The 24,697-nt window shown below is 37.8% G+C and carries 24 protein-coding genes and 1 riboswitch; of the genes, 16 read left to right on the top strand and 8 right to left on the bottom strand.

What is annotated here, in order from left to right; genetic code table 11:
- Positions 1-93 precede the first annotated feature (93 nt).
- Both V2145_RS10290 and V2145_RS10285 read right to left on the bottom strand, forming a co-directional pair.
- Entirely contained in the window at positions 94-1,182 is a 1,089-nt protein-coding gene (locus tag V2145_RS10290) for a CdaR family transcriptional regulator (protein ID WP_094909901.1), read from the bottom strand.
- Between the two features lie 170 nt (positions 1,183-1,352).
- On the bottom strand, positions 1,353-2,129 hold the full coding sequence (locus V2145_RS10285; protein WP_094909902.1) for a 3-hydroxybutyrate dehydrogenase: 777 nt from the start codon (positions 2,127-2,129) through the stop codon (positions 1,353-1,355).
- Positions 2,130-2,307: 178 nt separating this feature from the next.
- Here V2145_RS10285 and V2145_RS10280 point away from each other — a divergent pair, with 178 nt between their 5' ends.
- Complete coding sequence (locus V2145_RS10280; protein WP_094909903.1) at positions 2,308-3,525, top strand: MFS transporter; 1,218 nt, start codon at positions 2,308-2,310, stop codon at positions 3,523-3,525.
- A 12-nt stretch (positions 3,526-3,537) separates the two neighbouring features.
- Here the strand turns inward: V2145_RS10280 and V2145_RS10275 are convergent, their stop codons facing one another.
- Positions 3,538-4,077, bottom strand: coding sequence for a dihydrofolate reductase family protein (locus tag V2145_RS10275; RefSeq protein WP_094909904.1), 540 nt, complete (start codon positions 4,075-4,077; stop codon positions 3,538-3,540).
- Positions 4,078-4,177: 100 nt separating this feature from the next.
- On the opposite strand from V2145_RS10275, the gene V2145_RS10270 reads away from it, so the two are divergent.
- The 3 genes from V2145_RS10270 (at position 4,178) to V2145_RS10260 (ending at position 6,965) form a co-directional block, all read left to right on the top strand.
- Entirely contained in the window at positions 4,178-5,110 is a 933-nt protein-coding gene (locus V2145_RS10270; protein WP_094909905.1) for a helix-turn-helix transcriptional regulator, read from the top strand.
- A 68-nt stretch (positions 5,111-5,178) separates the two neighbouring features.
- Entirely contained in the window at positions 5,179-6,174 is a 996-nt protein-coding gene (locus tag V2145_RS10265; RefSeq protein ID WP_330988136.1) for an LLM class flavin-dependent oxidoreductase, read from the top strand.
- Between the two features lie 59 nt (positions 6,175-6,233).
- Complete coding sequence (locus V2145_RS10260; RefSeq protein WP_131886821.1) at positions 6,234-6,965, top strand: polyphosphate kinase 2 family protein; 732 nt, start codon at positions 6,234-6,236, stop codon at positions 6,963-6,965.
- 33 nt (positions 6,966-6,998) lie between these two features.
- On the opposite strand, the gene V2145_RS10255 is transcribed toward V2145_RS10260, so the two are convergent.
- Together V2145_RS10255 and V2145_RS10250 are read right to left on the bottom strand one after the other, a co-directional pair.
- Positions 6,999-8,618, bottom strand: a complete 1,620-nt coding sequence (locus V2145_RS10255; RefSeq protein WP_094909906.1) for an ABC-F family ATP-binding cassette domain-containing protein — start codon at positions 8,616-8,618, stop codon at positions 6,999-7,001.
- Positions 8,619-8,998: 380 nt separating this feature from the next.
- The gene (locus tag V2145_RS10250) at positions 8,999-9,439 is read right to left on the bottom strand and encodes a YtoQ family protein (protein WP_094909907.1); all 441 of its coding nucleotides are present in this window, start codon (positions 9,437-9,439) and stop codon (positions 8,999-9,001) included.
- Between the two features lie 146 nt (positions 9,440-9,585).
- Between V2145_RS10250 and V2145_RS10245 the strand changes: the two genes are divergently transcribed.
- The 4 genes from V2145_RS10245 (at position 9,586) to V2145_RS10230 (ending at position 13,303) form a co-directional block, all read left to right on the top strand.
- A complete protein-coding gene (locus tag V2145_RS10245; RefSeq protein WP_330987667.1) occupies positions 9,586-10,497 on the top strand; it encodes an ABC transporter ATP-binding protein in 912 nt (303 codons plus the stop codon).
- A complete protein-coding gene (locus V2145_RS10240; RefSeq protein ID WP_330987666.1) occupies positions 10,490-11,251 on the top strand; it encodes an ABC transporter permease in 762 nt (253 codons plus the stop codon). Before V2145_RS10245 ends, V2145_RS10240 begins: the two co-directional genes overlap by 8 nt.
- 113 nt (positions 11,252-11,364) lie before the next feature.
- A riboswitch (SAM riboswitch) is annotated at positions 11,365-11,468 on the top strand.
- Positions 11,469-11,546: 78 nt separating this feature from the next.
- Positions 11,547-12,857, top strand: a complete 1,311-nt coding sequence (locus V2145_RS10235) for a Na+/H+ antiporter NhaC family protein (RefSeq protein WP_094909910.1) — start codon at positions 11,547-11,549, stop codon at positions 12,855-12,857.
- Positions 12,858-12,955: 98 nt separating this feature from the next.
- On the top strand, positions 12,956-13,303 hold the full coding sequence (locus tag V2145_RS10230; RefSeq protein ID WP_179289187.1) for a n-acetylglutamate synthase: 348 nt from the start codon (positions 12,956-12,958) through the stop codon (positions 13,301-13,303).
- Positions 13,304-13,324: 21 nt separating this feature from the next.
- On the opposite strand, the gene V2145_RS10225 is transcribed toward V2145_RS10230, so the two are convergent.
- Positions 13,325-13,468, bottom strand: a complete 144-nt coding sequence (locus tag V2145_RS10225) for a hypothetical protein (protein ID WP_330987665.1) — start codon at positions 13,466-13,468, stop codon at positions 13,325-13,327.
- 78 nt (positions 13,469-13,546) lie between these two features.
- On the opposite strand from V2145_RS10225, the gene V2145_RS10220 reads away from it, so the two are divergent.
- The 7 genes from V2145_RS10220 to V2145_RS10190 all read left to right on the top strand — a co-directional run bounded on the left by V2145_RS10220 (position 13,547) and on the right by V2145_RS10190 (position 21,296).
- The gene (locus tag V2145_RS10220) at positions 13,547-14,506 is read left to right on the top strand and encodes a LacI family DNA-binding transcriptional regulator (protein WP_094909911.1); all 960 of its coding nucleotides are present in this window, start codon (positions 13,547-13,549) and stop codon (positions 14,504-14,506) included.
- Between the two features lie 69 nt (positions 14,507-14,575).
- Positions 14,576-14,818, top strand: a complete 243-nt coding sequence (locus V2145_RS10215; protein WP_094909912.1) for a transcriptional regulator SplA domain-containing protein — start codon at positions 14,576-14,578, stop codon at positions 14,816-14,818.
- A gap of 115 nt (positions 14,819-14,933) precedes the next feature.
- Positions 14,934-15,962, top strand: coding sequence for a spore photoproduct lyase (gene splB / locus V2145_RS10210; RefSeq protein WP_094909913.1), 1,029 nt, complete (start codon positions 14,934-14,936; stop codon positions 15,960-15,962).
- A 120-nt stretch (positions 15,963-16,082) separates the two neighbouring features.
- Positions 16,083-17,738 carry a DUF2339 domain-containing protein gene (locus tag V2145_RS10205; RefSeq protein ID WP_131886820.1) on the top strand — a complete coding sequence of 552 codons (1,656 nt, stop codon included), beginning with the start codon at positions 16,083-16,085 and terminating at the stop codon, positions 17,736-17,738.
- A gap of 131 nt (positions 17,739-17,869) precedes the next feature.
- Complete coding sequence (locus V2145_RS10200; protein WP_330987664.1) at positions 17,870-19,945, top strand: DNA topoisomerase III; 2,076 nt, start codon at positions 17,870-17,872, stop codon at positions 19,943-19,945.
- Positions 19,946-20,032: 87 nt separating this feature from the next.
- Positions 20,033-20,494, top strand: a complete 462-nt coding sequence (locus V2145_RS10195) for a YrvL family regulatory protein (RefSeq protein ID WP_094909915.1) — start codon at positions 20,033-20,035, stop codon at positions 20,492-20,494.
- A 106-nt stretch (positions 20,495-20,600) separates the two neighbouring features.
- Positions 20,601-21,296 carry a metallophosphoesterase gene (locus V2145_RS10190; RefSeq protein WP_131886818.1) on the top strand — a complete coding sequence of 232 codons (696 nt, stop codon included), beginning with the start codon at positions 20,601-20,603 and terminating at the stop codon, positions 21,294-21,296.
- 14 nt (positions 21,297-21,310) lie between these two features.
- Here the strand turns inward: V2145_RS10190 and V2145_RS10185 are convergent, their stop codons facing one another.
- Together V2145_RS10185 and V2145_RS10180 are read right to left on the bottom strand one after the other, a co-directional pair.
- The gene (locus tag V2145_RS10185; protein ID WP_094909917.1) at positions 21,311-21,637 is read right to left on the bottom strand and encodes a general stress protein; all 327 of its coding nucleotides are present in this window, start codon (positions 21,635-21,637) and stop codon (positions 21,311-21,313) included.
- A 147-nt stretch (positions 21,638-21,784) separates the two neighbouring features.
- Entirely contained in the window at positions 21,785-22,327 is a 543-nt protein-coding gene (locus V2145_RS10180; RefSeq protein ID WP_094909918.1) for a DUF3231 family protein, read from the bottom strand.
- 180 nt (positions 22,328-22,507) lie between these two features.
- Between V2145_RS10180 and recQ the strand changes: the two genes are divergently transcribed.
- Complete coding sequence (recQ, locus tag V2145_RS10175) at positions 22,508-24,661, top strand: DNA helicase RecQ (protein WP_330987663.1); 2,154 nt, start codon at positions 22,508-22,510, stop codon at positions 24,659-24,661.
- The last annotated feature ends 36 nt before the right edge of the window (positions 24,662-24,697 follow it).

The following is a 24,697-nucleotide window of genomic DNA, read 5'->3' as shown; positions in this document are numbered from 1 at the left end:
AAACAAATTCTTATTTTTATGATAAGAAATAAAAGAAGGATTAACTATAGTTAATCCTCTAAAATGTAGCGGTTATTTATCTGATATAGTTGGTTATTCATCTAAAAATAAGAAAGCGAGATGGAAAATGAGCAAGTCCTCGGTATGACGAAGGTTTAGTCCAGTTAATTCTTCGACTCGCTTTATGCGGTAGTGTAACGTGTTGATATGAATATGCATTGTATCTGCTGTAGCTTTAAAGGATTGATTCTTTCTTAAAAACGTCTTAACGGTTTTTACTAATTCTTGGTCCTTCATAACCTGGGAAATGGTTCTGCGTACAAATTCAGCCTTTGTTTCTTTCTTTATATCCTTTAACAACATTTCAAGGCGAAGGTCATCATCAAATATAATGGAGGCTGATTTTTTGGCAGTATTCAAAGCTCGTTCCGCTTCGTGGAAGGATTGATGAACTGACTTTGGGGAAGCAGGTTGTCCAATTCCAATTGCGACGCTTAGCTGATATCTGTTTTGAAGGTAACTACTAATTTGTTTAGCAAAGTAAAGCGTACGTTCTTTTGTCTTCTTACCAGCTTGTAAAATAACAAAGCGCTCATTTCCCCAGCGAACAAACACATCTGTATTATTCTTATCGAAAGTTTCCATGAGCTCTTTTAAAATTTGATTCGTCATCATGTCTGAACAGTGGCCAATCAACACTTGTCTTTCAATTGAAAGGTCGATGCCAATTAGCTCGCCTTGATGAATAAATTCTTCGCTCCAATCAGATTTTTGCACCCAGTCGAAAACAAATGCTTCAAGTGCCCGTGCTTGCCATTCAAGCTGTTCGGAATAGTAACGCTCGTTCATCATTAATTCGGTCATTCTTTTTAAAATTTCTGCATAGGCAGATACGCGTTCTGGGTTACCTGTAATTCCAATTACACCAGCAATTTGGTTTTGAAAAAGGATTGGAAGGTTAATACCTGCTTTGACGCCTTTTAAAGTCGCTTGATCCTCTCGAGTAATAATGAACTTTTTCTTTTTTTGCGTGCAAATAAGAGCTCCCTCATGAAATGTATTTATTCGGTTTTTATCCGTGCTGGCAATAATCATGCCAGACGTATCAGCTACAATTAAATCTTCATGAATTAGATGATTGATTTCTGAAATGATGCTATCTGCTAAGGATGCTATCATCATGCATATTCCTCCGTTCGGTTTCTATCACTAGTGTAGCATAGTGGGAGTGAAGAGCTAGTAGTGTAATGAAAAGAGGATGAAGTAAAATTTCTCGCATTTGAGCAAGCGGGCTTCATCTTTATCTTAATCTTGCAAACAAGAAGAGACTCTAAAAGAGCCTCCCTCTAGTTTTATTGAGCCGTATATCCACCGTCAATAACGACAGCTTGACCGGTCACGCCTTTTGCTGCATCACTTGCTAGAAAGAGGGCGTAATCGGCAATTTCACGTACATCTAATAAACGCTTTTGAGGAACGAGCGGATAAATTACTTCTTCAAGTACTTTCTCAAGCGCAACGTTTCTTGTACGAGCTAAGTCTTGTAATTGATTGCGGACAAGAGGTGTATCCGCGTAGCCGGGACAGATAGCGTTAACGGTCACACCATGTTCAGCACCTTCTAGCGCAGCTACTTTTGTTAAGCCAATAACTCCGTGTTTTGCACTGTTATAAGCAGCTTTCCCTGCAAAGCCAATTAAGCCATTTATAGACGCCATATTGATAATTCGGCCAAATTTTTGCGCTTTCATAAGAGGAAAGACATGCTTAGTAGCAACAAATGGTGCAGTCAACATAATCTTTAGTAAGAGTTCAAATTTTTCAGTTGGAAATTCTTCGATTGGGGAGACGAACTGCATGCCTGCATTGTTAATTAAGACATCAATTCGGCCATATTTTGCAGATGCTGCTTCAATCATTGACTTAATATCATCTTCATTCGTTACGTCCGCTTTTACACCGTAGACGTCATACCCCTTTGAAGAAAGCTCTTGCTCTGCTCTTTTTACACCATCTTCATTTAAATCAGTCAAGATAACCTTCGCACCGTTTTCAGCAAAACGCTCACCGATTTGAAAGCCAATACCTTGAGCAGCCCCTGTGATTAAAACAACCTTATTCTTAACCATTATTCATTCCTCCCACACGTTTTATATAAAACGCTTACTTTTTTATTTTATCAAAAGAATAGACTGATAGAAATATAATTACATTTCAAAAAAGGAAATTTTCTTTGTTTGAAGAATATAATACAAGTTCATAGAAAGTTGACGTAGAGATAAGTAGGCAATAGAAAGAAGGTTTTTTATGCAAGCAGTAGTAAAGTTACAAACTAAACAAGAACAAACTATTTATCGTATTTTATTCGCTATCAGCTTAGGTCATTTTTTAAACGACTGCATGCAGTCAGTTGTTCCAGCGCTTTTTCCTATTTTAGAAAAATCCATGAATTTGAATTATACGCAAATTGGCTGGATTGCATTTGCTTTGAATATGACATCATCCATCATGCAGCCGGTATTTGGTATCTTTGCAGATAAGAGGCCACTCCCGTTTTTATTACCAATTGCAATGTGTTTAAGTCTAGTCGGTATTATTGGTTTAGCGCTAGCACCTAACTTTTATTTTGTCTTAGCGTCCGTACTATTTATTGGATTAGGATCAGCCATTTTTCATCCTGAAGGCTCGCGCGTTGCCTATATGGCTGCTGGACAGAAAAGGGGACTAGCTCAGTCCATTTACCAAGTAGGAGGTAATACGGGTCAGTCAATGGCTCCTTTGTTTACCGCTTTTATCTTTATTAGCTTAGGGCAGTTTGGCACGATGTGGTTTACAATCTTAGCAGCAGTTGGAGTTGCAACCCTTTACTACGTATCAACGTGGTATAAGCAAGAGCTGATTGTTCGAAAACAGTTGCAAAAAAAACAATCAGTAAACGAAATGAAGGTGACAAAAAAATTAATGTTTGCCATTGCTTTATTAATTTTTTTAGTGTTTGCTCGTTCATGGTATGGAGCAGGAATTTTGAATTATTTTCAGTTCTATTTAATTGAAGCATATGGAGTAACGATAAAACATGCACAAATCTACGTCTTTTTATTTATGATTGCAGGGGTGTTTGGGACTTTTTTTGGGGGACCTTTAGCAGATCGTTTCGGAAAGCGAAATGTTTTGTTGGTATCCATGCTTGGATCAGCACCATTTGCACTTATGCTACCGCACGTAACGCTTGGTGTAGCAGCACCGTTGTTATTGCTTATTGGTTTTATCCTTCAGTCTAGTTTCAGCGTTACCGTAGTTTACGCTCAAGAATTATTACCTGGAAAAATCGGTCTTGTTTCAGGACTTATCGTGGGATTAGCGTTTGGAATGGGAGCGCTAGGAGCCGTTATATTTGGAAAGTTAGCGGATATATATAGCTTGCAATTTATTATGCTGTTTTGCAGTATCCTTCCTCTGCTTGGAATTCTAACGTGGTTATTGCCAAGTGACAAGGAAGTAAAACAGATGAATAGCGAAGTATAAAAGCCGTCAGCATTACGCTGTCGGCTTCTTACCATTCACAAATTTAAGAAAAACAAATCCAGAAGGATAAATTTTTGAATCAATTAACGAAAGAGGCGTGTCGGCTACGTTTCCTTGGAAGAGAGGGATGCCACTTCCTAGCAATATAGGTTTTTGGAAAATCCAATACTCATCAATTAAGTTTTCATTTAAAAACAGTGCATTTAGTGATCCGCCACCTACTAAAAAGATATGTTTACCTGGCTGCTGTTTTAAATTGATAACGGTATCGTGTACTTCTGTAGGTGAGATGAACGTTACATCTTCAGAGTTGCCGCCTTTTTTTGTCGTTACTACAAATACTTCTTTTCCTTTATAAGGAAACTCGCCAAAGGTTAATACTTGTTCATATGTGTGCCGCCCCATGAATACAGTATCAATGCTTTCATCGAATTCATTATATCCATAATCTTCATTTGTTTCATTCTCCACTAGCCAATCAATTTTTCCGTCTTCACGTGCAATAAAGCCATCAATTGTAGTTGCAATATATAAGATTACTTTTCTTGTCATTTCATGTTCCTCCTTAGCAAACCGCTATTATATTTTACCCGCTTCGTGTATGATAATAACACTTAAATACGTCAAAATCTGTCATGGATAGGTGAATAATATGAAAACCAAAAGGTTATTTGAAGTGATGTTTTACATCAATGCGAAGCGCTATTTTACTGCCAGGGAAGTTGCAGAAGAGTTTAATATGTCTGTGCGAACTGTTCAGCGCTATTTGTTGGATTTACAGGAACTAGGGGTTCCTTTATATGCTGAAAAAGGAAAATATGGCGGCTATCGTGTTTTGAACAATCGCGTATTGCCTCCTTTATTCTTTTCTGAGGAAGAAGGGAAAATGATGTATTTTTTACTTGAAATGATTACTCATTATCCTACAATCCCATTTCAAGTAGATGCTCAAAGTGTAAAAACCAAGTTTTATACTCATTTACCTGCAGATGTCAGAAATCAACTAGAACAAATAAATGATTTTGTTGTATTTTTAACGCCAAATCGTTCAGAGGAAGCCCCCTTTTTAAAAGACTTATTGTTATCAGCAATGAAGCATAAAAAAGTAGCGATTCAGTATGAAAGTAAAACAGGGATAAAGGGGCATATCGTTAAACCAATTGGTATTTATGCACATGAAGGTCTATGGTATTTTCCAGCTTATAGCTATAAAAAAGAAAAAATCCTGCTTTTTCGTGCAGATAGAGTTAAAAAAATTGAGCACTTAGGTGAGGATTTTACGGAATCTCTAACGTTAAAGAAATGGTTAGCTCAAGACTATGTTCCCAAAAAGGCTCTATTGTTGCATATTGAAATGACAAAAGAAGGCGTGCGGTTAGCAAGTGCAAATCCTAGTTTAGGGCCTCATATAACCATAAATAACGATGGAACGGGAACAATAAAATCAGTAATTGGTCGAGATGACCTTGATTTTACGGCAAATATATTACTGAATTTAGGATGCTATGCAGAAGTAGTTGAACCAAAAGAATTAAGGGAGTCCTTAAAAAAGAAAGCAACTGAAATTGTAAATATGTATACATAAATGACTAAGCAAAATAACGGACGAGAAAGCCTCTTTCTTTTAAAATAAAAGCAAAGGAAGTGATATCAATCATGATTTTAAGCGTATTAGATCAGTCTCCAATATCAAGCGGCCAAACAGCAAAAGATGCGCTTGCTCAGACGGTACAGCTAGCAAAGTGGACAGAAAGACTAGGATATCATCGCTTTTGGGTAGCTGAACATCATAATAAAAATGGGTTGGCAGGTTCTTCGCCACTTTTATTAATGACTCATTTGGCATCTCAAACAAGTTCGATTCGAATTGGCTCTGGAGGCGTACTTCTCCCTCAATACAGCCCATATAAAGTGGCTGAAGACGTACAGTTATTAGAGAATTTGTTTCCAGGGCGAATTGACTTGGGATTAGGTCGATCTCCAGGAGGCGATGCACTAACGAGATTAGCATTAACAGACGGAGTACGAAAAAGTCTGAATGAATTTCCACGTCAAATTCAAGCGCTACAGGGACATTTGCTGCAAAACCTTCCTGAAAATCACCCTTATTACGGGGTAACAGCTTATCCCAAAAGTGATACTAAGCCTGAGATGTGGCAGTTAGGAATTAATAAACGAGGTGCGCGAGCAGCTGGGGAACTTGGAGTTTCCTTTACATTTGGACACTTTATCTCCCCAATCGGAGGAAAAGAAGCGCTGAAACACTATCGGCAAACATATGTTCCATCAGACTATCAGCAAGTGCCTCATACGAACGTTTGTGTATTTGTCGTATGTGCTGATACAGAGGAGGAAGCGGAACAACATGCCAAAACGCTTGATGATTGGTTGTTGAAAGTAGAAAAAGGAAAAGATACAAAGGTTTCTTCTATCAATGAAGTTAATCAGCGTGTGTATTCTGAATATGAGCAACAAAAAATAAAGAAAAATAGAAGTCGAATGATTGTAGGGTCTCCAGAAACTGTTCATGCTAAGTTGTTGCGTTTACAAAATGAATATAATAACGATGAGTTTTTAATCATTACTAATATTCACGATTTCCAAGCGAAGCTACACTCTTATGAACTGATTAGCAAAGTGTTTCAATAACATAATTACAGCCTAGAACGTTCATACTATACTACTGACTAGTAGGTAGGAGTGATTATATGAATTTAGAAGATATTGATCTGTCTAAAAAGATTTCATCTAAAAAAGAATATAAAAAAAAGCTAAAATCTTTGCAGCTACGCTTATTGCGATTAGAACACATTATCTATATGGAAAAGGTACCTATTATATTTGCGTTTGAAGGGTGGGATGCGGCAGGGAAAGGGGGAGCTATTAAGCGTATTACACAAAAGTTGGACCCCCGAGGCTTTCATGTGTATCCAATTAGTGCACCAACTGATGATGAACGCAGTTATCACTACCTCCATCGGTTTTGGACGAGGCTGCCACACGCTGGACAAATAGCTTTATTCGATCGTTCTTGGTACGGTCGCGTACTTGTCGAGCGAGTTGAAAATTTAATTTCAACAAGTGAGTGGGGAAGGGCTTACGAAGAAATCAATCAGTTTGAGCGTACGTTAACAGATAACGGCTATATTGTAGCGAAGTTTTGGTTCCATATTAGCAAAGATGAACAGCTCAAGCGCTTTAAAGAAAGAGAAGCAGATCCTTTTAAACGCTGGAAGTTAACGGAAGAAGATTGGCGTAATCGAAACAAGTGGGACGAGTATGAAGAAGCTGTAGAGCATATGTTTAAATACACGAATACGAATCAAGCACCGTGGTTTGTTATAGCAGGTAATGATAAGCAATATGCGCGAGTTAAAACCTTAAGCATGATGATTTCTTACCTTGAACAAAAACTGATGGAACGGGGAATTCGAGTATAAAAAAAGGTGACGAACATTCGTCACCTTTTTAAATTAAGCATACATACCTTTTAGTTGTTTTTGTAGTTCAGTATTTGCTAGGTATTCGTCATATGTTGTTTGCTTATCAACCACTCCGTTTGGCGTGATTTCGATAATGCGATTCGCAATTGTTTCAACGAACTGATGGTCATGAGATGTGAAAATCATTGCACCTTTATAGCTCATCAATCCATTGTTTAATGCCGTAATTGACTCTAAGTCTAAGTGGTTGGTAGGGTCGTCTAAAAGAAGAACATTTGAACCACTTAGCATCATTTTAGAAAGCATGCAGCGAACCTTTTCGCCTCCGGATAATACGTTGGCTTTCTTTAATACCTCTTCACCAGAGAATAACATTCTTCCTAGGAATCCACGAAGGAAGCTTTCGCTTTCATCTTGTGGTGAGTATTGGCGTAACCACTCAACTAAGTTTAAATCGCTATTCTCAAAGTACTCAGAGTTATCTTTCGGGAAGAAAGATTGAGATGTTGTTACACCCCACTTAAATGTACCGCTATCTGCTTCCATTTCACCCATTAGAATCTTCATAAGCGTTGAGTTTGCAATTTCGTTACGACCAACTAAGGCAATTTTATCTTCTCGATTCATCGTAAAACTTACATTATCTAGTACCTTAACACCATCAATAGTTTTTGTTAAACCTTCAACTCGCAGTACGTCATTTCCAATTTCACGCTCTGGTGTAAAGTTTACGTACGGATAGCGACGAGAAGATGGACGGATATCGTCTAACGTAATTTTATCAAGTAGTTTTTTACGAGATGTTGCTTGTTTTGATTTTGACGCATTGGCGCTAAAACGAGCAACAAACGCTTGAAGTTCTTTAATTTTTTCTTCTTTTTTCTTATTAGCATCTGATGCCATTTTTTGGGCAAGTTGGCTAGACTCATACCAGAAGTCGTAGTTACCAACGTAAACTTGAATTTTACCAAAGTCTAAATCTGCAATATGTGTACAAACTTTGTTTAAGAAGTGACGATCATGGGATACAACGATTACTGTGTTTTCAAAGTTAATTAAAAACTCTTCCAACCACTGAATTGCTTGAATGTCTAAGTTATTCGTCGGCTCATCTAGTAGTAAAACATCCGGTTTACCAAATAGGGCTTGAGCAAGTAACACTTTTACTTTTTCACTACCTGTTAGCTCAGACATTTTTTTATCATGAAGATCTTCGGAAACGCCTAAACCTTTTAAAAGAATTGCAGCTTCTGATTCAGCTTCCCAACCGTTAAGTTCAGCGAATTCACCTTCAAGCTCAGCTGCTTTCATTCCATCTTCATCAGTGAAGTCAGCTTTCATATAAATAGCATCTTTTTCTTGCATCACTTCATATAAGCGAGCGTGACCCATAATAACGGTTTTTAATACTTCGTACTCTTCGTATTCGAAATGGTTTTGTTTTAAGACCGCTAGGCGTTCGCCTGGTCCCATATGTACATCACCAGTTTGTGACTCGAGTTCACCAGATAAAATTTTCAAAAATGTTGATTTTCCAGCACCGTTCGCTCCAATTAATCCGTAGCAGTTACCAGGAGTAAACTTAATGTTTACATCTTCAAATAACTTACGGTCTGCAAAACGTAGGCTTACATTACTAACTGTAATCATGTATGAGCAATCCTCCAAATTCAATATCTATCAAATTATATCATTCTTTCTTTACAAGAGCGATATCAATAGCAATAAATTGAACATAAAGTGTACATGAACAAAGAAATAACGTCAAGGAGGCTACGTCATAACGAAATGATTCCTTTTAAGAGGGAAATCATGACTTTTCTAAAGGCTTTCGTTTGGAAAAAAATTTCGCTCTGTTGTGCGACTGGTTCTGAATTTTTCTTCTACTTTCTGGAGAAGTGGAATGTCTTACGCTTCATTCCACTATTTATTTAAGTTGTTTTTGATAAAAGTAAAAAATATCCGAGCAGTTGCAAATTAATTTGCAATCGCTCGGATATTTTATTGACTGAGGTAGGTATATCTCAACCTTATTCAAAGATATAAGCTAGTGCACGAATCGCTTGGTCTGGTGTTTCAACAACTACTTGTGCTTTGTTTGAAAGTTCTTTTAAAGGATGGTGCAACTTTTCTGGACGAACAAGAATAAGCGGCTTGTTTAATGCAACGGCTGTAGCAGCATCCATTGCGCTATTCCACTGCTTGTATTTTTCACCGAAAAGCGCAATGACTACGTCGGATTTCTTAAGCAGTACTTCTGTACGCAAATTATTAAAAGCTGAAGCAGCTTCATCTTTTAAAACAGCTGAGTCTTGTTTACCTAAGATTACTTCGCCGATATTATCCGAGCGATCATGGTCGGTCATCGGTCCTACAAACGTAATTGGGAGCTTTAAGTCTTCAGCTTGTTTTTTAATATCGTCTCTCCAATTATCATGAATTTGTCCTGCTAAATAAACGACTAATTCCATAACGGCATCCCCTTTATAAAGAAATATATGTGTATATAGCTTACCAAAAAAAACAAAGATAAACGAATAGTTTGCTTTAATCTAGACAAATACCTTAAAACAAGGAAAAATAAAAGACGGATTACATAGAGGAAAGGATGAACATGATGTCAGAGAGAGAGGTACTACAGGTACATGGCGTCACGAAAAAGATTGGCAGTAAGATTATTTTAGATAACGTATCATTATCTGTGCAAGAAGGAGAAATCTTTGGGCTACTAGGTCCAAATGGTTCAGGTAAAACCACGCTTATTCGAACAGTTGTAGGTTTAGTAAGTTCAACAGGGGACGTTATCATTAACAATAAAGACCTGCGCAAACAGTTTAATGAAGCCGTAAAATCAATTGGGGCAATCATTGAAAATCCAGAGTTTTACGGATATTTAACTGGTTATCAAAATCTTAAGCATTTTGCACGGATGCATGGTGTATCTGCAAGTCGCATTGATGAAGTAGTAAAGTTAACAAGATTAGAAAAAAGCATTCATCAACCCGTAAAAACGTATTCACTAGGGATGCGTCAACGTCTCGGTGTTGCACAAGCTATTTTGCACAAGCCCTCATTGCTGCTTTTAGATGAGCCTACTAACGGCTTGGACCCAGCAGGAATGATTGAGTTTAAAGCGTATTTAAAGCAGTTGTGCAAAGAAGAAGGTATTTCCATTCTTATCGCTAGCCATTTGCTGAAAGAAGTGGAAGCTTTGTGTGATCGCGTAGGAATTATTCAAGAAGGTAGATTACTATCTGTTCAAGAATTGGCTAATCGTAATACGGCAGAGAGGGTAACAATTGTATTTGCAGTTAGCGCGTTAGAGCAAGCGGAAAAGCTGCTTTTAGCTAAAGGTTATACTTGTGTGATAAAAGAAAATCAGCTTTCTGTACAAGTTCAACCGAAAGAAGCTGCTACTATTAATAAACTGCTAGTGGAAGAAGGCATTGGAGTGTACCAAATTACCCCAATTTATGAATCGTTAGAACAATCGTTTATGTCTGTTACGGGAGGAGATTTCAATGCTTAATTTAATACAAAATGAACACATGAAATGGTTTATGAAGAAAAGCACGAAGGTCGTATTTTTAGCACTTGCTGTTTTAACGCTTGGAATGGCTCTTGTAATGAGGGCTATTACGACGAATGCAGGAATTACAGAAACGCTGCCAGGCTTTGTTGCTTTCACTTCAAACTTCTTAGTTATTGTCCAATTTTTTGCTGTAGCTGCTGCAGGATCAATTGTTGCGTCGGAATTCGAAAAAGGAACGATTAAATTTTTATTAATTCGTCCTAAGAGTCGCTCAACTATTCTTTTATCGAAATACCTGACTAGTATTTTGATTAGTTTATACTATTTGGCTGCCTTCTTTTTCTTTTCAGTCATTTGGGGAACTATTTTCTTTTCAGGAGAAGCTTTTAGTGGTCAAGAAGCGCAAGGGATATGGATTGCATACGGCGTTTCATACCTTGAAACCTTTATGATGGTTGCTTTTGCATTTATGCTATCTTCGGTATTCCGAAATAGTGCATTAGCCGTTGGTCTTAGCATTGTTGTTGGAGTAGGAGCAAAAATGCTTGCTGGAATTCTATCTGAGTTTCAAGTGCAGTGGGGAATTATTTTACTGTTTGCTAACACGAATCTTAGTCAATATATGGAAGGGAGCCAAACTTATTTCCCGGGCATGACCCTACCGTTTTCTTTATTTATTATTATAGCTCACCTGATTTTCTTTGTAGGAACGGCTTGGCTGTTTTTCCTAAAGCGAGACGTAGCGAACTGAAGTTTGAATTTTCTTTCTTTTTGTTTTTCTACAATAGTGTTTGACAAGGAAAGTAAAAGATATTACAGTAGTTAAGAGTTAATTTTGAATAATAAATTTAAAAAATATTATACTTCTTATCAAGAGAGACGGAGGGACTGGCCCGATGATGTCTCGGCAACTGACTCACAGAGTGCGGTGCCAAATCCAGCAAACAATTTTGTTTGAAAGATGAGAAGAGCGTATTCTTATAAAGAATTATAAGAGGGCCTCTTCTTGATGAAGAGGTCTTTTATTTATGTAAAGAGGTGTAAACATGGAAAAACAAAAAGAAAACGGCTGGGCACTGCTTCCGTTAGGAGTGTTTTTGGCTTTGTTTGTAGGCTCAGGGATTATTACAGGTGATTTTTATAAGTTACCTGTACTTGTAGCAATCATCGTAGCGGCTATTGTGGCATTAGCGATGAATCGAAAAGAAACGCTAAACGCAAAGGTAGAGCGCTTTGCTAAAGGCGCAGGACATCCGGATTTGATGATTATGGTCTTTATCTTTATTCTAGCGGGTGCTTTTTCGGAAGTAGCAAGCGGCATGGGAGCGGTTGATTCAACCGTTAATCTTGCTTTGTCTGTTTTGCCACAAAGCTTGCTTGTAGTTGGGTTATTCGTTATTGGTGCTTTTATCTCACTTGCAATGGGAACGTCGACTGGTACCATTGCGGCGCTAGCACCAATTGCAGTTGGAGTAAGTGCTGAAACGGATATTTCTGCAGCGCTAGCCGTAGCAGCCGTTATTGGCGGTGCGATGTTTGGAGATAATTTATCTATTATTTCTGATACAACAATTGCTGCGGTTCGTACGCAAAAGACAAAAATGAACGATAAGTTTAAAGTTAATTTTCTAATCGTATTACCAGCAGCAATTATTACAATGGTTCTTTTACTAGTAATGACGCTTGGAAATAATTCTAATATAGATGTTGAAAGCTTTAGCTTTGTAAAAATGCTTCCTTATATAGGCGTTTTGGTTGCGGCATTACTTGGGTTTAATGTATTGGCAATCTTGACAGGTGGTATTGTTGTAGCTGGGATTATTGGGTTGGCAGATGGAAGTTATACGCTAGCATCGTTTGCAAAAGCTATTACAACAGGAATAGGCGGTATGGCTGAACTCATTATTCTTAGTATCTTAATTGGTGGAGTTGTTGAACTGATTAAGCATAATGGAGGAATCCATTTCTTGCTTGGGTTGCTAACACGTAATATTAAAACAAGAAAAGGCGCAGAGTTTAGTATTGCAGGGTTAGTAAGCGCAACAAACCTTTCTACAGCTAATAATACAATTTCAATTATTACGGTGGGCTCTTTAGCAAAAGAGATTGCAGATGAATATGAAATCGATAATCGCAAGTCAGCAAGTATCCTTGACTTATTTTCATGTAGCGTGCAGGGACTTGTTCCATATGGAGCACAAATGCTTATTGCATCAGAGTTTGCAAAAGTATCCTCAGTTGAACTAATGCCATTCGCATTTTATCCGATTTTAACAGCGATATTTGGAATTTTAGCGATTGTTTTTAATTATCCAAGGCTAACTCGTAAACAACCTGCTAAAAAACAAATAGCGTAACGTTATCATTTTCATTAGGTGACATTAACCAGAAAGAAGGGTTGATGTCATCTTTTTTTAGGGTTAAAATGTTAGAAAATTGAAAAAGAGGTGAAGGGATGATTTGTTTTAAGAATCGAGTATTTCGCTCTGTAGAGAATACGGCTAACGGTGAAGTTTCTTCTCATACGACGTTTCGCTATGAGCAGGAAGGTAAAATTATTCATGCAACATATGAAGGTGGAGACACTTTATATGGGACGTTAGTGGGGACCATAGATGAAAAGAGCTGTCTTACATTCCGCTATCAGCATGTTAACAAAGCTTATAAAATTCGCGGAGGGACGTGTTTTTCTACACCGGAAGTTTTGCCAGATGGAAGAATTCGCCTGCATGAAGAGTGGCAATGGTTAGATACGGATGAAACAAAAGGTCAGTCAATCATTGAAGAGCTTGTACATAAATAAGTAGAAAAAGCGATAGAAGTTCTATCGCTTTTTTAAATCATAAAAATCATAAAAATCTTCCAGTTCAATCCCCTTCCATAAATCTGGTTTTTGATTTAAAGCTATCGCAGCTAGTAGAAGTTCAACTCCACATAAAATAAATAAAATAACCAATCCAAGCATCATTTATGACCACCTTCCGTTATAATAAAAACAGCATAAATGATGAAACGCGTTTCAGAACAAGAGCAAAAGGAGAGAAAAATGGTAAATATTCGAGATATTGCAAAGAAAGCAGGAGTATCCGTTTCTACCGTATCGCGAGTTTTGAACAATCACCCTTATGTAAGCGAAGAAAAGAGAGAACGTGTACAAGCCGTAGTAGATGCACTTAACTATGAGCAGAATATCAATGCAGTTCATTTATCAAAAGGAAAAACTAATCGAATTGCGGTTGCCCTCCCTTTTATCAACCATCCTTACTTTAGTGTTATTCTTGAAGGCATTGCAAAAGAAGCTCTTGGTGCCCACTGCCAGCTTATTTTGTGTCAAACCGCTTATGATCTACAAAAAGAGATGGATGCTCTCCATATGCTAAAAACAAAGCAGGTAGATGGCGTAATTATTTGCTCTAGAGCAAATGACTGGGATGTTCTTAGTGAGTACCAATCTTATGGACCCATTGTTGTATGTGAAAACGGAACAGCTAAAAAGGTATCGTCCGTTTACGTTAATCATTACGCGGCTTTTGAAAAAGCCCTATCTTACCTGCATGAGAACGGACATCAGAAAATTGGTTACTGCGTAGGTAGGATGAGTGGCACAAACAGCGAACAGCGAGCTAACGCTTACGGTGATTTTATGAAGAGAATGCAAGAACCAATAAGAAAAGAGTGGATATTCACAGATTGTTTATACATTACGGACGGAGATATGATTGTAGATCGTTTGCTTGAAATGGAGGATCGGCCAACAGGGCTGCTTGTGACCAACGATCAGCTTGCAGTAGGAGTTATTACTCGCTGTAAAAAAGAAGGTTTATCAGTGCCCAAAGACATTGCGATTATTGGGTTTGATAATCATCCATTAACAGCTTATTTAGACATTACAACGATAGAGCTACCTCTTTTTGAAATGGGAGAGTATTTATTTAAACTCGTGCTTGATAAAAGTCTTCAATATATGGAACTTCCGTTTCAGCTTATTGAGCGCCAGACAGTGTAAAAAAACACCATTATAAAATCATTATGTGCGGACACTATAGAGATAAAGCTAAATAGAGAAGGTGACATAATGAAAAAAGAATATCATGTTGGTGACCAAGTTTTTGTAATCTATCGAAATCCTCACACGGCAAACGTGGCTAATATTACGCAGGGAGAAGTAGTTCAGCATCCTGAAAATGACAGTGACGTTGCGCTGCTTTTACATGAGTCATATCACTTATTATCAGATGATGACGCAATATATACAAGCTATGAAGAAGCAGAACGAGCATATAACGAACTATTTGATTACGAACCATACGAAGGCTAAAAAAAGACGCTGTATTAAACAGCGTCTTTTTTTAGCCTACATTTAACAGGCATATGCTTTTCTTTTCTTCAAAGACTATATGCTATGAAGTGAATAGTAAAGGGAAGTGATGAATGTGATAAAACCGTTTGTGCCCCAATTAGTATATATTGAGCCAAGAGCTTTAGAATATCCATTAGGCGTAGAGCTAAAAGACAAATTTGAAAAAATGGGCATTGAAATTCGCGAAACAACGTCTCATAACCAGGTTCGAAATATTCCTGGAGAGAATCATCTTCAAAAATATCGCAATGCAAAATCGACGCTTGTTGTGGGTGTACGTAAAACGCTGAATTTTGATACTTCCAAGCCTTCAGCAGAATATGCAATTCCTTTTGCCACAGGATGTATGGGACATTGCCACTATTGTTATTTACAAACAACAATGGGAAGTAAGCCGTACATTCGAACGTATGTAAATGTAGAAGAAATTCTAGATAGAGCTGAGCAATACATGAAGGAAAGAGCACCAGAAATTACGCGATTTGAGGCTGCGTGTACGTCTGATATCGTAGGTATTGACCACTTAACTCATACGTTAAAGCATGCCATTGAATATTTTGGAGAAAGCGACTTAGGACAACTCCGCTTTGTAACAAAATTTCATCATGTCGATCATTTACTTGATGCAAAACATAACGGTAAAACACGCTTTCGTTTCAGCGTGAACGCTGATTATGTAATTAAATATTTCGAACCTGGGACATCACCATTAGATTACCGGATTGAAGCGGCAAACAAAGTTGCAAAAGCCGGTTATCCTCTAGGATTTATCGTAGCACCTATCTATATCCATGAGGGATGGAGAGATGGATATCGGGAGCTATTTGAAAAGCTGGATGCTTCCATTCCACAGGAATCACGAGATGATATTACATTTGAAATGATTCAGCATCGATTTACCAAACCAGCTAAGCGTGTCATTGAAAAGAATTATCCAAAATCTAAGCTGCAAATGAATGAAGAAGAGCGTCGTTATAAGTGGGGGCGCTATGGAATTGGAAAATATGTGTATACAAAAGACGAAGAGCATGAGCTGCGTGAAACGCTTGAATATTATATTGGGCAATTCTTTCCAAATGCAAAAATTGAATACTTTACATGAGCAGAAAGTGCAGGCAGTTTTTAGCCTGCACTTTTTATTGTTGGAATCCAAAAAAATATATCCTAAAAAACACTTAAATGATATAATTTGGTAATTATTGGAGCTGTAGGGAGAGATGTTATGGATTATAAAAGAATAGAGAACCTAGAAAAAAAGATTACGGTATTAGAGGAGGAAGTAAAGGAGTTAAAGAAACTACTTACTGAACAATATCCGAGCAAAACAGAATTCACAGGGCAGGCAAAGAAACCTTCAATTCATGAAGAAGCGGTTTCTCATCAGCCGATGAAGCCAACTGAAGTTCATGAACAACAATCGAAAGAATCAATGAATTGGGAAGAACAGCTTTTTCAAGTATGGTTGCCCCGCATCTTTATTTTTGTTTTTATAGTTGGTGTTCTTTGGGGATTTAAAGCTGCATCTGACTACGGGGTAATGAGTGAAGGTGTAAAGATTACGCTAGGATACATTGTTAGTGTCGTGTTCGTAGGTATTGGCCATTTGCAAATTGTAAAGAACCGATCTGTATTAGGGCAAGTGCTTCTTGGTGGCTCTGTTCCAATACTAATGCTAACAACATTTGCAGCGCATAGTCTATATGAAATGATTGGGTTTTCGTTTGCTTTTATTCTGAATGTGCTGTGGATTGTAGTAGGTCTTGTTATGACGGTTTATTACTGTTCGCAAGCGCTTGGAGTTATTAGTATAATTGGGGGTATTTTGGTTCCTTTTTTAATAGAAAGTAATTCACCGAATCCACTTGTATTTATTAGTTATGAAACACTCTTATACCTTGCTTTTGCGTTCATTGCATGGAAGTTAAACTATCATGTGTTATATGGTTTAGCAGCAATACTCTTGAATATAGTGTTGTTAGTATATGGGTGGTTTGTAGAATTTACCGCCCTTCTAGGAGCAGCTATTCTCATTCAACATGTTTGTTTGCTTTTACTGTTAGTTGTTCGTAAAGTGAATGAGTTTATTTATGCTTCAACCGCTCTGGCAAGTTTATTTATCGTTTATGGCTGGATAAGTAATACAATGGAAGAAACGAATGTTACCGTTATAGTTGCTGGGCTTATTGTAGTATATGGTCTATGTATTAAGCTATATAAAGAAGAAAAGGTGAAATTCGATTTCTTTATGAGCTATCTGGTCATTGGAATTGCTTTTTTGATTAATCAGCTCTTTAATAAAACGGAAGATGCACTGTTGCTTTACATTATTCAAGGGGCTGTTACATGTTATTTAGCACATAAATATAACAATCAGATTCAGAAAATTGTAGGGTACGGAATTTACACAATCAGCGCAGTTGCTATTATGGGTATGCCAATTGAGTCGGTATTTTCACAACCTACATTAAATTGGCTGGGGTTTTTAGGAACAATGCTGTTCCTAGTGTTTATTCAAACTAATTCAATGAAAAAATCGACCCTATTTGTAGCAAGTACCAGTATTTTGTTTACTGTTTTAACTTTGAGCTTTGTCACACAGGAAGTTCTACTTTCCACAGAAGCGCTATCCACCAATAATCAAACACTAGCTCTAACATTTTCGTGGCTTTTACTATCTATCATTGGACTATCCATTGGTATAGCAAGGGCCTTTAAAACAGCTACTTATATTGGAATAAGCTTGTTATTTCTTACTTTAATAAAACTTGTGCTTTATGATCTACCATTCATTCCATTAGCAATTCGAGCCGTTTTATTTATTGCTTTAGGAGGAACAGGTCTTATCGTATCAAGAATTTTGCATAAAAAAATGACATGACGTAAAAAAGGCCTCCTAAATAGTGGAGGCCTTTTTATTAACTATAAATTTATTATGTAAACTTATCTAATCATACACAAACAATCACAATACATGTATAATGGAACAAGTGAATTGGAGGTATACATAAAATGAAATCACTTGTATTAGCAGAAAAGCCAAGCGTTGCGCGAGATTTGGCGCGTGTGCTTGGCTGCACTCAAACGAAAAAAGGCTACATTGAAGGACCTAATTATGTAGTAACCTGGGCGTTAGGTCATTTAGTTGAGCTACAAACACCAGAAGATTATGATAATCAATATAAAACATGGCGCATGGAAGATTTACCGATTATGCCAGAGAAAATGAAATTAAAGGTGATTAAAAAGACAAGCCCGCAGTTCCGAACAGTTTCTCAACTGGCTAAACGCAGCGACATCAAAGAGTTAGTTATTGCAACAGATGCAGGGCGTGAAGGAGAACTTGTTGCAAGATGGATTATGGAAAAAGTGAGATGGAACAAACCGTTTAAACGCTTATGGATTTCTTCTCAAACAGATAAAGCAATTAAGCAAGGTTTTCAACAGCTTAAGCCAGGAAAAGAATTCGACCGCTTGTATGAATCAGCCGTGTGCCGTTCAGAAGCGGATTGGCTAATTGGCCTCAACGTTACGCGTGCGCTAACGACAAAATATGAAGAGCCGTTATCAGCTGGAAGAGTTCAAACGCCAACTCTAGCTATGATTATTGAAAAAGAACAACAAATCCAAGCATTCAAGCCGCAACCATATTGGACGCTAACGGCAGTTTTACCTGGGTTTGAAGCAAAGTGGCAAGGTGGACAAGAAAAGCGAATTTTTAATGAAGAAAAAGCAAAAGAGCTGCGTGAAAAGCTTATGGGCCAAGCGGTAGTTAAGCATGTCAAAAAGAAAGTAATGAAAGAATCGCAGCCGCTTCCGTATGATTTAAATGAACTGCAGCGAGATGCCAACAAGCGCTTTGGATTTTCAGCGAAAAAGACGTTAAACGTGTTACAAAAATTATATGAGCAACACAAGCTCGTAACCTACCCACGAACAGATTCTCGCTACCTTACAACGGATATGGTTGGAACAATGAAAGAGCGATTAGAAGCCGTATCAGGTGCCTATAAAGAAGAAGTGAGGCCGCTGATTGCTAAAAATGCACAGCTCCCAAAACGCGTAGTGAACAATGAAAAAGTCAGCGATCACCATGCGATTATCGTAACAGATCAGCCTGTCTTCTTACAGGATTTATCTTCAGATGAGCGTAAACTGTACGATTTAATTGCCAAGCGCTTCATTGCACTATTTTATCCTGCATACGAATTTGAAGTAGTAAAAGTAGAGCTTGAAGTCAACGGAGAGCAGCTTGTAGCACAAGGGAAAAGAGTGATAAAACTTGGATTTAAACAAGTGATTAGTAGTGATTTAGAAGAGTCAACGCTTCCTAATTTACAAGAAGGTGCTACTTTATCGATTAAAGCCGTTGAAATGAAGCATGCTTTAACAGAACCACCTCTGCGTCACTCAGAAGCGGATTTACTTGGTCAAATGGAAAAGCATAATCTTGGAACGCCAGCAACTCGTGCTGATATTATTGAAAAGCTGTTACAAAATGAGTCCATTGATCGTCAAAATAATCGTCTGCATCCTACGCCAAAAGGAAAGCAGCTCATTTCACTTGTAGCAGATGAACTAAAATCACCGGATTTAACAGCAAAATGGGAACGAGAGCTAGAAGCAATTGCAAAAGGAAAAGGAAATGCCAAAGAATTTTTAGCTAACATTCGAAAACAAACAGCAAAGCTTGTACAACAAGTGAAAACAAGTGAAGAAACGTATAAGCCTCATAACTTAACAGGATCAAAGTGTCCAGAGTGCGGCTCGTTCTTAAAAGAGAAAAAGACAAAGCAGGGAAGAGTACTTGTTTGTTCTAGCCTTGAATGTAGCTATCGACGTGCTAAAGATCCGAAGCTATCCAATCGTCGCTGTCCACAGTGCCATAAAAAGATGGAAATTCACGAGGGGAAAGCAGGTAAGTATTTCCAATGCCGTCAATGTCAAGTTGTTGAAAAAGCAGAGGACAAAAAGAAAAAGATGACGAAGCGAGAAGAAAGAAAACTGCTTAATAAATACAGTGATGACGGTGACTTTGGCTCAAGTTTAGGGGATGCATTAAAGCAAGCGTTGAAGAAAAAAGAGTGAGAAAAAAGAAGGAGCTAGATTTTTCTAGCCCTTTTTTTGTTGTTTTTTGGTATAATTTAACTTAAAGCTAACAGTAAAGGAGATAGAATGAGAAAACAAAAGAAAAAAGAAGATATGATGTCCAAGATAATTGCGATTTTATTCGTTATGCTAATTATTGTCGTAGCGCTTGTTGCTATTGCTGGAGTGTACTTTTTTGGTCTCTTAGGCATATTTAAATTTATGGGAGTTACGTATACAACAACAAGTGCTTTTTTATGGTTTGTTTTACTCTTACTTATTGTTGGAAGCATAGTAGATTTGCTTTCTAGAGCACTCATTTCACTATTTAAACCCTTCGCTACATCAACTTTAAGTCGCTTCATTTTAATTGCCACTATCGACATTTGGTTCTCTTGGTTTGCTATTTACACAGCGGATACATTCGTTAAAGGAATTACGCTATCTTTTGGTGCTGAATTCGCCCTAGCGGTCATTTTATTTATTATTGATTACGGACTAGATATGAAAGTCGGGAGCGTAAAAGTAAAGGTTGAAAATAATACATAAACACTCATGATGAAAAGTCGCTAGTACTGGCGGCTTTTTTGCCTGGTGCAAAATTGCCTAGCCTACGAGTATAATAAATTTATGAAATGAAAAAGGAGAGGGCGACATGAGGAAATTTGCAATGAGTGATATTCACGGTAGCTATTACGAAATGATGCGCTTATTAGAAGCCGTAAAGTTTAATCCAAGCGTAGATCAGCTCGTAATAGTAGGAGATTTAATCAATCGTGGCCCTTATAGCGGCGAGGTTTTGAAAGAAATAAAAAGCTTAAATGAAGCGTATGACCATGTGCACGTTACGATTGGTAATCACGAAGAGATGATGCTTTGGTATATTGAAGGTAAAAATCCGATGTGGTCGCAGTTTGGTGGGCAACGTTCTTCGAGTACTATTATTGAAGCATTTGGCAAACAGGGAATTGATGAAGCGATTCATTGGGTGAAAAAATTACCTCTCATTTTTGAAGATAATGAATACGTTTATGCGCATGCGGGCTTTCAACTACCTTATAAAACTGCTTTTAATAATAGAAGTAATTTGTGGCTACCCCGAAAAGAGTTTTATCAAACTCCAATTAATCGCCTCTTACAAGAAACAAACGGTAAGCCTGTCGTCCACGGACATACGCCAGCACCGAACGTGGTGTTTGATGGGGCGAGAATTGGGATTGACCTCGGAGCTCAGGTTGTGAGTAAAGGGAGATTAGCATGTGTTGAATTAACCACTTCAAGGGTTTGGGAATATGACTTCACATTAAAAACGGTTAAGGATAACCAAATAAAAAGACGCGACTATTACTAGTCGCGTCTTTTTAATTATGCACTTTTACTAGCCACGACTAAGACGCGACCCTTGTCCAATTCTTCTTCATACTTTTCAGCCTCTACTCGAGATAACCCAAGCGATTCCATTTTTGAACGAAGCTCGTCTCCTCGGGAACGGAAAATATTTGCGACTGAATCTGTTAGCCCTTGTTCTGATAATCCAATGTTGTTTACATCCGTTGCGTCTGTTAAATGCTTGGAGCGTTCTTTGTGATGTGCGAGCAAATAAACTTCATCTTTCGTATATCCACTTCGTAAGAATTGATCAATCGTTTCTTTTGCTTGAACACCATTTTCGACTACTTTTACGTTTGTCATTTGTAAAACCTCCTAGTTTTAGTACGTGCAACGTGCTTTTTCTTGCTTCATCTGTGATTTAAGAAGAATATCAATCTCCTTGCTATGTATATAGACGTTTTAAAGAAGGTTAAACCAAAAATGGTAAAAAAATTTATACATATGAATTTAAGAACCAGGAGGAGTATAGCTTGGCGGCTTTTTTAACCAACCTTTTTCTCGCTGTGTTTCTTTTACTTTAAAACCAAATGCAACTTTTTCACTATGAAATTTTAGCCAGAGCATACCGACATCATTTCGGATGGATTGACTAATGTTTGTACTGCACATAATGATGTTTGAAGCAACTTTTGCCGATATTAAATTAGCAATTTCAGAATCTGTTGCGCGTACACCAGGAGGTATTTGGTAAGGGTCAGATTCTGGTTTTTGGGCTGGAATATCAGAAAGTGGGATTCCTTCGTGTAGCATGAATTCCTTTAACTTATTTCGTTGAGTCAAGGCTAACAGTTTTGATTCATGGGCAAGTTCTAATAGCGTTTCATCGGTTGTTGTATGTAAGGATGTTTCAATTGCCGGTATTTCTTCAGTAAGTGCCGTAAAATAAAGCCAGCATCCCATAGCTTCTCCTATATGTAATGGTTCGTGCTTGTTAGTATTAATTGTTTTTAAATATGTTGTTAATGCTTCAATAGCGTGAATCAATGCCATCAACCCTTTTGTATTTTTTATATTTAAATTGTTTCCTTTTTATGAAATAATACTCACTTTGCCTAGAAAAACAAAAGATTTTCTAGGAACTCTTAGTGCTTTTTGATAAAATAAATCCATTACCCACAAGATAATTTCTTCGTTTATTCCCCGATATGTATTTTGTAAGGAGGAGTTTCTTTGTTATTTGAAAAAGCGTTATCACAGTTAAAAACCTATTTTGGCTACGACAGCTTCCGCCAAGGACAAGAGCAGACGATACGTCATATTTTGGAAGGGCACAATACCGCTTGTATTATGCCAACAGGTGGAGGGAAGTCCATTTGCTATCAAATTCCATCCCTTTTATTAGAAGGAACAACAATCGTTATTTCGCCACTGATTTCCTTAATGAAGGACCAAGTGGATGCGCTGAATGAAGTTGGAATATCGGCAACGTATATTAACAGTTCACTTACAGCGTCAGAAGTGGAAGAGAGATTAGAAGAAGTTTCTCTTGGTGTGTATAAACTTTTATACATAGCACCAGAACGTATGGAGTCACCTTTTTTCTTTGAACAGCTTAAATCGTTACCTATTCCTTTAATCGCCGTTGATGAAGCACATTGTATTTCACAGTGGGGGCATGATTTTAGGCCTAGCTATCTACGCATTAGCAACTTGATTTGCGAGCTGCCGAGTAAGCCAATTGTGGTCGGGCTGACGGCTACTGCTACGCCTCAAGTACGAGAAGATATTTGTACAGCTCTACAAATTCAGGAACAAAATACGATCATGACAGGGTTTGAGCGTTCAAATTTGTCATTTAATGTTGTTAAAGGGCAAGATCGCTTAGCTTATATCGATGAGTATGTAAAGAAAAATAAGCAAGAAGCAGGTATTATCTATGCAGCAACGCGCCAAGAAGTGGATAGTTTACATGAACATTTTCAAAGCTTAGGTGTACAAGTCGGAAAATATCATGCTGGAATGAGTCCATCAAGTCGAGAGCATGAGCAAAATCGCTTTTTACAGGATGATGTAACGCTTATGGTTGCTACTTCTGCTTTCGGAATGGGAATTGACAAGTCCAATATTCGTTTCGTCATTCACTATCAACTTCCCAAAAATATGGAAAGCTACTATCAAGAAGCGGGTCGCGCAGGACGAGACGGTTTGCAAAGTGAGTGTATAGTTTTATACTCTGCTCAAGATATTCGCGTTCAGCGCTTTTTAATCGAGCAGTCAACTAACCATTCAGGAAAGCTTGTTCAAGATCTGGAGAAGCTACAACAAATGGTAAATTATTGTCACACAGAAGAATGTTTGCAAGCATACATCTTACACTACTTTGGTGAAGAGGAAGCTCATGCTTGCGGACGCTGTAGCAACTGTACGGATACTCGTACAGCTGTTGATGTAACAGTTGATACACAAAAGGTTTTATCTTGTATGATTCGAATGGGAGAGCGTTTTGGTAAAACGATGATTGCTCAAGTATTAACGGGTTCTAAAAACAAAAAGATTCTAGACTTTCGCTTTGACCAACTCTCTACCTATGGAGTGATGAACAAGCAGTCGTTAAAAGAAGTAAGTGAGTTTATAGAATTTCTCATTTCAGAGCAGTATATTGTGGTTGGGCAAGGGTCTTTTCCAACTCTTTCTGTTGCAGCTAAGGGGAAAGGAGTACTTCTTGGTGAAGAAAAAGTAATGAGAAAAGAACAGATTCAAGTGAGTCAGCTTGTACAGGATGATGAGCTGTTTATGCATCTGCGCGCTTTACGAAAAGAAATCGCAGAGCTTGAAAATGTTCCTCCTTTTGTTATTTTTTCAGACGATACGCTTCAGGACATGTGTGCAAAGCTTCCTTTTACATTATCTGATTTTGAGAATGTAAAAGGAGTAGGTTCCCAAAAGCTCGATAAGTATGGCAGCCGTTTTATTCAAGCGATTGTGAACTTTTGTGCAGAACATCCTGATCGCGAGAGGCAGGTCGTTGAAGTACAGAGGGAAAGAAAAGCGAAAAGTGCATCTAAGCAAGGGTCGCATCTAGATTCGTATCAAATGTGGAGAACGGGTTCCTCTATTCAAGAGATTGCAGCAGAGCGAGAGTTAAGTACGCAAACAGTTGAAAATCATTTATTTAAATGTGCTGAAGAAGGGTACGAAATAGATTGGCAGACGTTTTTAACAACTAAACAGCAAGAGCTTATCAACGAAGCGGTTGAATTGGTGGGAGACGATAAGCTAAAGCCAATTAAAGAAGCCGTACCTGAAGAGGTTACGTATTTTATGATCAAGGTCGCTTTATTTTTGCGTCGTATGAACAAAGAAGAGAAGCTGAGACATAAGTAGGTCAGCCCCTTTACTACCTGAACAATTGAGAGTTTA

It is taken from the genome of Priestia sp. GS2 (assembly GCF_036409025.1).
GTDB classification, from domain to species: domain Bacteria; phylum Bacillota; class Bacilli; order Bacillales; family Bacillaceae_H; genus Priestia; species Priestia aryabhattai_A.
Note: the sequence above shows the minus strand (reverse complement) of the source record. Positions and strands in the feature narration are given on the sequence as shown.